Annotated in this window: 9 protein-coding genes and 1 pseudogene; 6 read left to right on the top strand and 4 right to left on the bottom strand. The window is 68.4% G+C overall.

Features of this window, described 5'->3' with window-relative positions:
• Positions 1–17 precede the first annotated feature (17 nt).
• A complete protein-coding gene (gene fmdA, locus ACM14_RS04750) occupies positions 18–1,250 on the bottom strand; it encodes a formamidase (RefSeq protein ID WP_013800071.1) in 1,233 nt (410 codons plus the stop codon).
• 364 nt (positions 1,251–1,614) lie between these two features.
• Between fmdA and ACM14_RS04755 the strand changes: the two genes are divergently transcribed.
• Genes ACM14_RS04755 through ACM14_RS04770 form a run of 4 tightly spaced genes read left to right on the top strand, consistent with a single transcriptional unit; the run spans position 1,615 to position 4,847 of the window.
• Positions 1,615–2,019: a Zn-ribbon domain-containing OB-fold protein gene (locus ACM14_RS04755; RefSeq protein WP_065345482.1), complete on the top strand. Its 405-nt coding sequence runs from the start codon at positions 1,615–1,617 to the stop codon at positions 2,017–2,019.
• A complete protein-coding gene (locus tag ACM14_RS04760; protein ID WP_065345483.1) occupies positions 2,016–3,227 on the top strand; it encodes a thiolase in 1,212 nt (403 codons plus the stop codon). The genes ACM14_RS04755 and ACM14_RS04760 overlap by 4 nt, the downstream gene beginning before the upstream one ends.
• Before the next feature lie 28 nt (positions 3,228–3,255).
• Positions 3,256–4,413, top strand: a complete 1,158-nt coding sequence (locus ACM14_RS04765) for an acyl-CoA dehydrogenase family protein (RefSeq protein ID WP_013800068.1) — start codon at positions 3,256–3,258, stop codon at positions 4,411–4,413.
• Positions 4,414–4,418: 5 nt separating this feature from the next.
• Positions 4,419–4,847: a PaaI family thioesterase gene (locus ACM14_RS04770; RefSeq protein ID WP_065345484.1), complete on the top strand. Its 429-nt coding sequence runs from the start codon at positions 4,419–4,421 to the stop codon at positions 4,845–4,847.
• A 36-nt stretch (positions 4,848–4,883) separates the two neighbouring features.
• On the opposite strand, the gene ACM14_RS04775 is transcribed toward ACM14_RS04770, so the two are convergent.
• Complete coding sequence (locus tag ACM14_RS04775) at positions 4,884–5,798, bottom strand: LysR family transcriptional regulator (protein ID WP_012202113.1); 915 nt, start codon at positions 5,796–5,798, stop codon at positions 4,884–4,886.
• A 162-nt stretch (positions 5,799–5,960) separates the two neighbouring features.
• Here ACM14_RS04775 and ACM14_RS04780 point away from each other — a divergent pair, with 162 nt between their 5' ends.
• Together ACM14_RS04780 and ACM14_RS04785 are read left to right on the top strand one after the other, a co-directional pair.
• A complete protein-coding gene (locus ACM14_RS04780; RefSeq protein WP_065345485.1) occupies positions 5,961–7,262 on the top strand; it encodes a CaiB/BaiF CoA-transferase family protein in 1,302 nt (433 codons plus the stop codon).
• Positions 7,263–7,856: 594 nt separating this feature from the next.
• Entirely contained in the window at positions 7,857–9,509 is a 1,653-nt protein-coding gene (locus ACM14_RS04785; RefSeq protein ID WP_013800064.1) for a methyl-accepting chemotaxis protein, read from the top strand.
• Here ACM14_RS04785 and ACM14_RS04790 read toward each other — a convergent pair whose 3' ends face one another.
• Entirely contained in the window at positions 9,510–10,508 is a 999-nt protein-coding gene (locus tag ACM14_RS04790) for a porin (protein ID WP_012202110.1), read from the bottom strand.
• Between the two features lie 319 nt (positions 10,509–10,827).
• Positions 10,828–11,293: pseudogene (locus tag ACM14_RS04795) on the bottom strand (Fe-S oxidoreductase); the annotation flags it as partial.

Below are 11,293 nucleotides of genomic sequence, written 5' to 3' on the forward strand. Positions count from 1 at the left end.
GGGCGGGCTCCTTGGCGTCAGCGCAGGTCGGGAGACAGGGGCATGTCGATGCTGCCGTCGAACTGGACGACCGGCCCCGCCGCGTTGGGGTTGATGTCGAAGTCGAAGATGCCCGTGGGCAGCCACAGCGTGGCGCAGGAGTTGGGCACGTCCACCACGCCGCTGATGTGGCCCTGCACGGGCGCCGTGCCCAGGATGGAATACGCCTGGGCGCCGCTGTAGCCGAATTTCTTCAGGTATTCGATGGCGTTCAGGCAGGCCTGGCGGTAGGCCACGTTGACATCCAGGTAGTGCTGCCTGCCGCTCTCGTCCACCGAGATGCCCTCGAAGATCAGGTAGTCGTCATAGCGCGGCGTGATGGGGCTGGGCTTGAAGATGGGGTTCTTGATGCCGTACTTGGCCATGCCGCCCTTGATCAGCGAGACCTTCATGTGCACCCAGCCGGCCATCTCGATGGCGCCGCAGAAGGTGATCTCGCCATCGCCCTGGCTGAAGTGCAGGTCGCCCACGCTCAGGCCGGCGCCGTCCACATAGACCGGAAAGAACACCTTGGCGCCGCGCGACAGATCCTTGATGTCGCAGTTGCCGCCATGCTCGCGCGGCGGCACGGTGCGTGCGCCTTCGGCGGCGGCCTTGTCGCGCGCCTCGCCGCGCATCTGGCCCATGTGGGCCGTGCCGGCCGACGGCGGGTTGGCCAGGCCGGGCACGCGCTCGGGGTCGGTGGCGATCAGGGCGCGCTCGCGCTCGTTCCACATCTCCAGCATGGGCCGGTCAGGCAGGCAGCCGATGAGGCCGGGATGGATGAGGCCGGGGAAGTTCACGCCCGGGATATGGCGCGAGCTGGTGAACATGCCCTTGAAGTCCCAGATCGATTTCTGGGCCGAGGGGAAATGGTCGGTCAGGAAGCCGCCGCCATTGTTTTTGGAGAAAAAGCCGTTGAAGCCCCAGAGGCTGTCGGGCTTGGCGCCGATGTCCAGCAGGTCCACCACCAGCAGGTCGCCGGGCTGCGCGCCCTTCACGCCCACGGGTCCGGACAGGTAGTGCACCGTGGTCAGGTCGATGTCGCGCACATCGTCGGCACTGTCGTTGTTCTTGATGAAGCCGCCGGTCCAGTCGTAGGTCTCCAGGATGAAGTCGTCGCCGGGCTGGACCCAGCAGGCCATGGGAATGTCCGGGTGCCAGCGGTTGTGGACTCTTTCGTTGTCGGTGGGCGGGCGGTTCAGGTCAACCTTGATCAGCGTATCCGTCATGTGCAAAAACCTCCTGGGTGGGTGGGGATCGACAGCGGAGAACGGGCCGGGGTGCGGCGCGCCATTGCCGGCCTTCCTGTGGCGCCACGCTGTGCCAAAGCAGCGGCGCGCCCTCGGTGCGCCGGCAGGCGGCGCAGGGCGGGTATGAAGAAAAGGCCGGGAATGCATAAACACCATAGCAGCCGTGCCCGCCGGCCCGCCTAGGCAGCAACCCTGGGTTGACAGCCGGGCGCCGGCGCTGGTGAAGCCACCCTTCCAGATTGGCGAATTGAAGCGGCCCCGCGATGCGGGCATGCTGGCGGACAGCCGCTGCGCCCGCGTGCCGGGTGCAGCGCCAAGAACACCGAGAACGGAAACACCGCCCATGCACCTGAGCGCACAGACCCACTACCAGGCCGAACTCGATGCCGGCCGCTTCTGCATACAGCAGTGCCCGCAATGCACGCGCCATGTCTTCACCCCGCGCGAGCTGTGCCCACACTGCGGCGCCAGCCCGCTGCGCTGGGTGCGCGCCAGCGGCCAGGGCACGGTCTACTCCACCAGCACCGTCGCGCGCAAGAGCGATGCCGGTGGCGACTACAACGTGGCCCTGATCGACCTGGACGAAGGCGTGCGCATGATGGGCCGCGTCGAAGGCATTGCGCCGGCCGACGTGCGCATAGGCCAGCGCGTGAGCGCCCATGTGGCGAGCAAGGAAGGACGCGGCCTGGTGCTGTTCCAGCCCGCGCTCGGACAGGCGGCACAGGGATCGCAGGGAGGTGCAGCATGAACACCCGCATCCCCCAATCCACCCTGGACGCCGCCGCCGTGAACCGCCCGCTGCGCGGGCGCGTGGCTATTGCCGGCGCCGCCACCTATGGCTGTGGCGAGGCACCCGGCATGGACGACATGACCCTGCTGGTGCGCGCCGCCCATGCGGCCGTGGCCGATGCGGGCCTGACCATGCAGGACATCGACGGCCTGGCCACCTGCAGCGTCAACGCCAGCATGTGGACCATGCCCGTGATCGAGCACCTGGGCATCAACCCCACCTATGTGGACGGCACGATGATCGGCGGCAGCAGCTTCATCGCCCATCTGCTGCCCGCCATCCGCGCGCTGGAGGCCGGCCAGTGCAAGGCCGTGCTGGTGTGCTACGGCAGCGCTCAGCGCTCGGCCACCTTCGGCCGCAAGGAAGGCCAGGCGGCGCGGCGATTCCTGGACCCGCAGCCCTACGAGTTCCCCTACGAGCCCGTGCTGCCCGTGACCGCCTATGCGCTGGCGGCCGCGCGCCACATGCACGAGTTCGGCACCACGCGCGAGCAACTGGCCGAGGTGGCCGTGGCCGCGCGTGCCTGGGCCCAGCTCAACCCCGAAGCCTTCATGCGCGACCCGCTGACCATCGAGGACGTGCTCTCGGCCCGCCCCATCGCCAGCCCCTTGAGCGTGCGCGACTGCTGCCTGGTGACGGACGGCGCGGGCGCCATCGTGCTGGTACGCGGCGACCGCGCCCGCGACCTGCCGCGCCCCCCCGTCTACGTGCTGGGCAATGCCACGGCCATCTGGAACCGCCAGATCTCCTGCATGCCCGACCTGACCACCACGGCCGCCGCGCAGTCGGGCGCCCAGGCCTTTGCCATGGCGGGGCTCACCGCTGCCGACATGGACATGGCCCAGGTCTACGACGCCTTCACCATCAACACCCTGCTGTTCCTGGAGGACCTGGGCTTTTGCGCCAAGGGCGAGGGCGGCGCCTTCGTGTCCAAGGGCGGTATCGCGCCCGGCGGGCGGCTGGCCGTCAACACCAACGGCGGCGGCCTGTCCTGCGTGCACCCGGGCATGTACGGCATCTTTGCGCTGATCGAGGCCGTGCGCCAGCTGCGCGGCGAGGCCGGCCAGCGCCAGCTGGGACGCCACCGCACGGCCGTGGTCCATGGCAATGGCGGCACCCTTTCCAGCCAGTCCACGGCTGTGCTGGGTACGGCCGAGGCGCTTTGATTCCGTAGAGAGAAGAAAGAACACCGCAATGATCCGCGACCAAGAAACCCTCGAAGCCCTGCTGGACAGCGTGCGCCGCTTTGTGCGCGAGCGCCTGGTGCCCGCCGAGAACGAAGTGGCCGAGACCGACGAGATTCCCGAGTCCATCGTGCAGGAGATGCGCAACCTGGGCCTGTTCGGCATGACCATCCCCGAGCAGTTCGGCGGGCTGGAGCTGACCATGGAGGAAGAGGTGCGCGTGCTCTTCGAGCTGTGCCAGACCGCGCCGGCCTTCCGCTCGGTGATCGGCACGACCGTGGGCATAGGCTCGCAGGGCATCCTCATCGACGGCACGCCCGAGCAGCAGGCGGCCTGGCTGCCCAAGCTGGCCACGGGCGAGATCATGGCCTCGTTCGCGCTGACCGAGCCCGAGGCGGGATCGGACGCGGCCTCGCTGCGCACCACCGCCATCAGGGATGGGGACCACTATGTGGTCAACGGCAACAAGCGCTTCATCACCAATGCGCCGCATGCGGGCATGTTCACGCTGATGGCGCGCACCGACCCGGCCAACAAGGGCGCGGGCGGCGTCTCGGCCTTCATCGTGGATGCGAAGTCGCCGGGCATCAGCTTCGGCAAGAACGACGTGAAGATGGGCCAGAAGGGCGCGCACACCTGCGACGTGTTCTTCGACAACGTGCGCGTGCCGGCGGCCAACCTCATCGGCCTGAAGGAAGGCCAGGGCTTCAAGACCGCCATGAAGGTGCTGGACAAGGGCCGCATCCACATCGCGGCCGTGAGCGTGGGCGTGGCGCAGCGCATCCTGCGCGACGCGCTGAACTATGCGCTGGAGCGCAAGCAGTTCGGCCAGCCCATCTGCGAGTTCCAGCTGGTGCAGGCCATGCTGGCCGACAGTCAGGCCGAGCTGTATGCAGCCGAGTGCATGGTGATCGACGCCGCGCGCCGCCGTGACGAGGGCCGCAACGTCTCCACCGAGGCCTCGTGCTGCAAGATGTTCGCCACCGAGATGGTGGGCCGCGTGGCCGACCGCGCCGTGCAGATCCTGGGCGGCTCGGGCTACCTGGCCGAGTTCGGCATCGAGCGCTTCTACCGCGACGTGCGGCTGTTCCGCCTGTACGAAGGCACGACCCAGATCCAGCAGGTCATCATCGCGCGCAACATGGTGCGCGAGGCGCGCGCCGCATGAGCCACATGAACGCACCGCCCCCCGACCGCAATGCCTTCATGCGGCTGATCGGCGCCTCGCAGGTGCCCGCGCCGCCCGGCAAGGTCCATGTGCGCCTGCCCCACATGCGAGAGGAACTGCTCAACCAGCTGCCCGCCGCGCACGGCGGCGTGCTCATGACGCTGCTGGACTCCGTGATGTCGCGCGCCGCGGGCGAGCTGCCCGGTGCGCCATCGCAGACCGCCGTGACGGTGGAGATGAGCAGCCGCTTCCACCGCCCGGGCAAGGGCGCGCTGCTGGCCGAAGGCTGGGTGGTGCATGCCAGCCGCAGCCTGTGCAGCTGCGCGGCGCAGTTGCTCGATGAAGACGGAAAGCTCGTGGCCACGGCCACCGGCACTTTCAAATACTGGCTGGCACCGACCACGCTGGACCGGGACACGGCCCAGGCCGACTGAACGGGCAGCGGTCGGCGGGCTGCTGTTGGCCGGCGGCTACTCCAGCGTGAGCCGGCCCTGTGCGTCGGCCACCAGCAGCTCCACCAGCTCCTGGGCGAAGGACGGCAGGGCCTCCAGGCTGCGCACGCAGATCTGCATCTCGCGCACCGACCAGGCATCGGACAGCGGCACGATGGCGATGTCCATGGAATGCGCATGGCGGCTGGCGGCCGATTCGGGCAGCACGCCCACGCCCACGCCGGACTCGATCATGCGGCAGGCCGTCTCGAAGTTGCCCACCTGGATGCGCTGCTTGATGGGCCGGTGCAGCTGGTCGCTGGCCTGGCGCAGGAAGGCATGGATGGCGCTGGATTCGTGCAGGCCCACATGGTCCAGGTCCAGCGTGTCGGCAAAGGCCATCTGCATCTCGCCATCGAGCGCATGGCCGCGCGGCACGACCAGCACCAGGCGGTCGCGGCGGTAGGGCAGGGTCTCCAGGTTCTCGGTGCGCACCAGGCCGGCGACGATGCCGATGTCGGTCTGCCCCTCGGTCACGGCACGCACGATGTCGTGCGACAGGCGCTCGCGCAGGTCGATGTTCACGTCGGGATTGCGGCGCAGGTAATGGCGCAGCACGGGCGGCAGGAACTCGCCCAGCGAGGTGGTGTTGGCAAACACCCGCACATGGCCCTTGATGCCGCGCACGTACTCCTGCATGTCGCCGCGCAGATGCTCGATCTGGCCCAGCACCATGCGCGCATGGGTGACGAAGGCCTGGCCCGGCGGCGTCAGCGTCACGCCCTGGCTGGTGCGGTACAGCAGCTTGGTGCCGATGCTCTCTTCCAGGTTCTTGATGCGGGTGCTGGCCGCCGGCAGGGAGATGAAGGAAAGTTCCGCGCCACGCGTCATGCTGTTGGCGTCGGCGATGTGCACCATAAGGCGCAGATCCACAAGATCGAAATGCATGGCCATCCGGCATTGTAGAAAGCCGCAGGCTCCGGCACTGAGCCGCGCGCGTCAGTACAAACCGCAGTGCCGGCCCGTGCGCGAACGCGCGCTTTCACAAATGCGAAGCCGCAGCAGGCCCGCGCGCCGTAGCATGGGCCCATCTGCCCGGGATAGCCGCCTCAGCCCATGAACCACACAGAAACCCCCTCCCCCAGCCCCATCAACAACACGGCCACCCAGACCGCAGGAGCGCTAGGCCATCTGCGCGTACTCGACCTCTCGCGCGTGCTGGCCGGCCCCTGGTGCACCCAGAACCTGGCCGACATGGGGGCCGACGTGATCAAGATCGAAAAGCCCGGCGAGGGCGACGACACGCGCCACTGGGGCCCGCCCTTCTTCCCCGATGCGCAAGGCAATCCCTCGGACAACGCCGTGTACTTCGCGGCCTGCAACCGCAACAAGCGATCGGTCACCGTGGACATGGCCACGGCCGAGGGCCAGCAGCTGATCCGCGAGCTGGCCATGCAAAGCGATGTGGTGGTGGAGAACTTCAAGACCGGGGGCCTCAAGCGCTACGGCCTGGACTACGCCTCGCTGAGCGCGCTGAACCCGCGCCTGATCTACTGCTCGGTCACGGGCTTCGGCCAGACCGGGCCGTATGCGCCGCGCGCCGGCTACGACCTGCTGGTGCAGGCCATGAGCGGCCTCATGAGCATCACGGGCCGCGCCGACAGCGAGCCCGGCGGCGGCCCGCTGCGCGTGGGCGTGGCCGTGATCGACCTGTTCACCGGCATGTATGCGACCACGGCCATCCTGGGCGCCGTGGAGGCGCGCCACCACACGGGGCGGGGCCAGCACATCGACATGGCCTTGCTGGACGTGGCCATGGCCGTGCTGGCCAACCAGGGCGCCGGCTTCCTGAACACCGGCCATGTGCCGGGCCGCCAGGGCAACACCCACCCCAGCGTCGTGCCCTACCAGGACTTCCCCACGGCCGACGGCCGCATGCTGCTGGCCATCGGCAACGACGGCCAGTTCGCGCGCTTTTGCGGGGCCGCCGGCGTGGACTGGGCGCGCGACGAGCGCTTTGCCACCAATGCCGGCCGCGTCATCCACCGCGACGCGCTGATCCCGCTGATGGCCGAACTCACGCGCGGCCGGCCCACGGCCGAGTGGATCGCGCTGCTGGAGGACAAGGCCGTGCCCTGCGGCCCCATCAACCACATCGGCCAGGCCTTCGACGATGCGCAGGTGCGCGCGCGCGGCCTGCGCGTGGAGCAGGAGCGCTATCCGGGCGCCACGCCGCCTGCGGGCGAGACCATCAACCGCGTGGTGACCACGGCCAGCCCGCTGCGCCTGTCGGACACGCCCACCACGCTGCGCCATGCGCCGCCGGCCCTGGGCCAGCACACGGACGAGGTGCTGCGCGAGCGCCTGGGCCTGGATGCACAGCAGCTGCAGGCCCTGCGCGGCAAGGGCGTGGTCTGAGCGACTGGCGACAGACGCCGGTCGCCTTGATGCGCTGAAGTTTCCGATGCCTTGAAGCCGGCCACCCGCGGACGCGGATGGCTGGGCTGCGGGCCTGCAAACGGCTTTTAGGACACGTCCTATCCAAAATCAGATGGCGGGCATCCTCATCCTCAGACGGTGCGGAAATAATTCCCACCACAGATGCAGATAGCCACTTTCTCCCTGTCCGAAGTCCCTAGGACAACTACCCGCAATGCCCGCCCCCAGCGCGCGGCAGCCGCCGCCGAACGCCTGGCTGCAGCGGGTATCCGCGTGCCAAACGGTGCAGGCGGATGGTTCGCAATCCTCTGCATCTTCCCCACTGCTGCGGCATGCCCGCGAAGCGCCTGCCGCAGCGCAGGCGCACGGACAGGGCCTGCGCCATGAGGCCCCGCATCAAGGGCCGCATCTGCCGGACCTCGGGCTGGTTCCCACCCTGAGCGGGCACTGCGGCCCTCGTTTTCTCTTTCGCTGATACCCGTTCCACCTTGCTCTGCACGGCAGGCAAGGTGCGCCCTGCTGCACGCCTTTTTTCCCCTTGCCGTTCAAGGGACACGCCTACAGGACTTCGCCATGCAAGCCTTTCGCAATCTCAAGATCTCCTCCAAGCTGCTGCTGGCCTTCGTGGCCGTCCTGGCGCTGACCACCTTCGTGGGCCTCTATGCCGTGCTGCAGCTCAGCCGGATCAACCAGGCGTCCATCGATATCGCCACGCGCTGGATGCCTTCATCACGCATGTTGCTCGACATCCGCGCCACCACGGCCCGCTACCGCGTCAACGAGCTGCAGTACCTGATATCCACCAGCGAGCAGGACATCGGTGCCTTCGACAGGATCATGGGCGAGCTGTGGAAGAAGACCCAGACCAGCTACGACAACTACGCCAGCTTCATCAGCTCCGCGCCGGAGAAGGCCGCCTACGACGAACTGGGCCGGCTGCGCAACGAGTACGCCAAGGAGCACGCCATGGTCATGGCCCTGGCGCGCAATGGCCGCAAGGACGAAGCCCTGGTGCTGGCCCAGGGCGAATCGCTGGAGCTGAGCCGACGCCTGTATGACCAGATCGACCGCATGGTGCAGATCGACCACGAAGGCGGACAGCAGGCCAACGACCACGCCAATGCCCTCTACCGCAGCGCACGCATCTGGGTGGTCGGCCTGCTGGGAGCCAGCATTTTGCTGGGGCTGGCCCTGGCGCTCACGCTGGCGCGCATCGTGGCGCGTCCGCTGAACGAGGCCCTGGGCGTGGCCCAGGCCGTGGCCGAAGGCGACCTGACGCGCCGCATCCAGGCCACCACCACCGACGAAACAGGCCAGCTGCTGCACGCACTGCACCGCATGGACCAGAGCCTCATCCACATCGTCCGGCAGGTGCGCAGTGGCACGGACTCGATCGCCACGGCCTCCAGCCAGATCGCCTCGGGCAACAACGATCTTTCGGTGCGCACCGAGCACCAGGCCAGCTCGCTGGAAGAAACCGCTGCCTCCATGGAGCAGCTCACCGTCACGGTGCGTCAGAACACCGACAACGCGCGCCAGGCCAACCAGCTGGCAGCCTCGGCCTCGGCCGTCGCCCAGCAAGGCGGCGAGGTGGTCTCCCAGGTGGTGGACACCATGGGCGCCATCCATGCCTCCTCGCGCAAGATCGCCGACATCATCGGCGTGATCGACGCCATCGCCTTTCAGACCAACATCCTCGCGCTCAACGCGGCCGTGGAAGCCGCGCGTGCCGGCGAGCAGGGCCGGGGCTTTGCCGTGGTGGCTGCCGAAGTGCGCGCCCTGGCGCGGCGCTGCGCCGATGCGGCCAAGGAGATCAAGCTGCTCATCGAGGACTCCAACGGCAAGGTCAGCACCGGCTCTGCCCTGGTCGCCCAGGCCGGGCAGACCATGCAGAACATCGTCAGCAGCGTGCGCAACGTGACCGACATCATGGGAGAGATCACGGCCGCCAGCGTCGAGCAGACGGCGGGCCTGGAGCAGATCAACCAGGCCATCTCGCAGATGGACCAGGTCACCCAGCAAAACGCCGCCCTGGTCGAGGAAGCCGCCGCCGCCGCCCAGTCCCTGCAGGAACAGGCCTATGGCCTGCAGCAGGCCGTGAGCGTCTTCAAGCTGGAGCAAGGCCTGGAACTCACCGCCCTGCCCGCAACCCCTCAGCCCATGCCGGCTCCAGGCTTGGCCAGGATCACCAGCGCTGCCCAGTCAGGCCGCTGGGAAGCGCATTGATCAGAAGGAATGGGCCATGCCCACGCCGAAAGCGGTGCGCGAGCTCTGGTTCTCGTAGCGCTGGTGTCCCAGGCTGGTGTAGAGCATGGTGCGCTTGGACAGCGCGTACTCGGCGCCCAGCGACAGCATGTTGTTGGTATCGCGGTCCAGCCGCTGGCGTGCATAGCTGGCCTTGAGCGTGGTCGCACCGATGCCGTAGGTGGCGCCCAGCGAGACCATGCGCGACTTGTCGGGCCCCGTGCCGGGCGTGCCCGACTTGCTGCGGTCATAGGCCAGCATCACCGCTGCCGTGCCGATGCGGTACTTGCCGCCCATGTACAGGTCGGTGTCGCCGCTGCCGTTGCGCTCGTGCGCCAGCATGGCCGCCACCGCGCCCTGGTCGTAGTTGACCGACACCGAGCGCGCACGGCCCTGGCGGCCCGGCGCCTCGGTGCGCTCGGGCGAGGCGCTCAGGTGCAGCGAAAAGCCGCCGAACTTGGGCGAGTCGTAGAACACGCCGTTGGACATGCGGCCGTACTCGGGTGAGCCGTTGTTGCTGGCGCGGTCGGTCGGCGTCAGGTAGTGGGCCATGTGCCAGGCCGGCGAGGCAATGCGGTTGAAGTTGCCCCAGGGATCGAACTGCCACTCCTGGCTCCACATGGCGCTGAGCGCGCGGCCCAGGCGCAGATGGCCCCAGCTGCCCTGCAGGCCCACGGTGGACTCGTCATGCCAGAAGGGCTTCTTCGGATAGTCCTCGGTCAGGCCCGTGTCCAGGTCGAAGCGCGTGCTCAGCCGGAAGGTGGCCTTCAGGCCACCGCCCAGGTCCTCGAAACCGGCAATCGCCAGGTTGCTGCGCTGAATCGTGCCCAGCTTGCTGGTCTTGTCGAAATCCCGGAACACGCCAGCGTCGAGATAACCGCTGATGGTGACGTTGGAGCCTGTGGCAGATGACTGGGCAGCCACCGGCAGGGCAGCCGCAACGGCGAGAGAAGCAAGGGTCAAGCGGGAGGTACAACGCATCCTGAACGGGTTCCTGGAAATGAAAGATGGCACAACACCGGCGCGGCCCGGGGGCATGCGCAAACGGCGACGGGGGTTGCCACGACAGAGGTGGCTGGAAGGTGCGCGGCGGGCTGGTGGCTTGCAGCGACTTGGAGGCAGCCAGGATGCAGATCGCAGCATGATCGCCGCACATTCATTGCACATCCCGGCCAAAGACGTCATCCGCGCAGATGGCGAACGACAGCCGGCATTATGAAAGCTGGGGCCGGCGATGACCACGCCTCCGTCAGGCCCGGTCAGTTTTGCTGCGTGGCGGCCCCGGGCCGGGGCCAGGTCGTCAGCGGCTGCGCTCGGTGCGCGACACGTCCCAGAGACGGTTCATCTCGCTGCAAAAAGGCTGGGCGCAGGGTGCGCGGCCCTCGTACTGGCAGCCTTCGGTGGTGCAGAAATGCGACTGGTGCTCGAAGGCGCGGCGCTCGCGCGGCAAGGCGCCCGAGGCCTGGGCCGCCGCCATGTGCAGCCAGGGATCGTTGCGCTGCTGCAGCATCTGCTGCACCTCCTGCGCAAGCGCAGGCGACAGCGAAGCCACCGAGGCCAGGCCGGCCGGCGACGCCATGGCGCCGCCCGGCTGGCGCAGCGGCTGCAGCTCCAGCAGCAGCAGGGCGCTGGTGCGCAGCGCATCGGCGCCACGCGGCTGCACCACCACGGCCACCGGCCCCGAGGCCAGCGACTGCAGCGAGGCATCCAGCGGCAGGCGCAGGCGCAGGCCCGGCTCCGTGGCCTGCGCGCCCGCCAAGGGCAGC

It is taken from the genome of Delftia sp. JD2 (assembly GCF_001682645.1).
In the GTDB taxonomy this organism is placed as follows: Bacteria; Pseudomonadota; Gammaproteobacteria; order Burkholderiales; family Burkholderiaceae_C; genus Comamonas; species Comamonas acidovorans.

Excerpts from the sequence above, each read along its gene's own strand:
- ACM14_RS04775 (WP_012202113.1), bottom strand. The coding sequence starts at position 5,798 with ATGGCCATGCATTTCGATCTTGTGGATCTGCGCCTTATGGTGCACATC.
- ACM14_RS04765 (WP_013800068.1), top strand. The coding sequence starts at position 3,256 with ATGATCCGCGACCAAGAAACCCTCGAAGCCCTGCTGGACAGCGTGCGC.
- ACM14_RS04770 (WP_065345484.1), top strand. The coding sequence starts at position 4,419 with ATGAACGCACCGCCCCCCGACCGCAATGCCTTCATGCGGCTGATCGGC.
- ACM14_RS04755 (WP_065345482.1), top strand. The coding sequence starts at position 1,615 with ATGCACCTGAGCGCACAGACCCACTACCAGGCCGAACTCGATGCCGGC.
- ACM14_RS04790 (WP_012202110.1), bottom strand. The coding sequence starts at position 10,508 with ATGCGTTGTACCTCCCGCTTGACCCTTGCTTCTCTCGCCGTTGCGGCT.
- ACM14_RS04785 (WP_013800064.1), top strand. The coding sequence starts at position 7,857 with ATGCAAGCCTTTCGCAATCTCAAGATCTCCTCCAAGCTGCTGCTGGCC.
- fmdA (WP_013800071.1), bottom strand. The coding sequence starts at position 1,250 with ATGACGGATACGCTGATCAAGGTTGACCTGAACCGCCCGCCCACCGAC.
- ACM14_RS04760 (WP_065345483.1), top strand. The coding sequence starts at position 2,016 with ATGAACACCCGCATCCCCCAATCCACCCTGGACGCCGCCGCCGTGAAC.
- ACM14_RS04780 (WP_065345485.1), top strand. The coding sequence starts at position 5,961 with ATGAACCACACAGAAACCCCCTCCCCCAGCCCCATCAACAACACGGCC.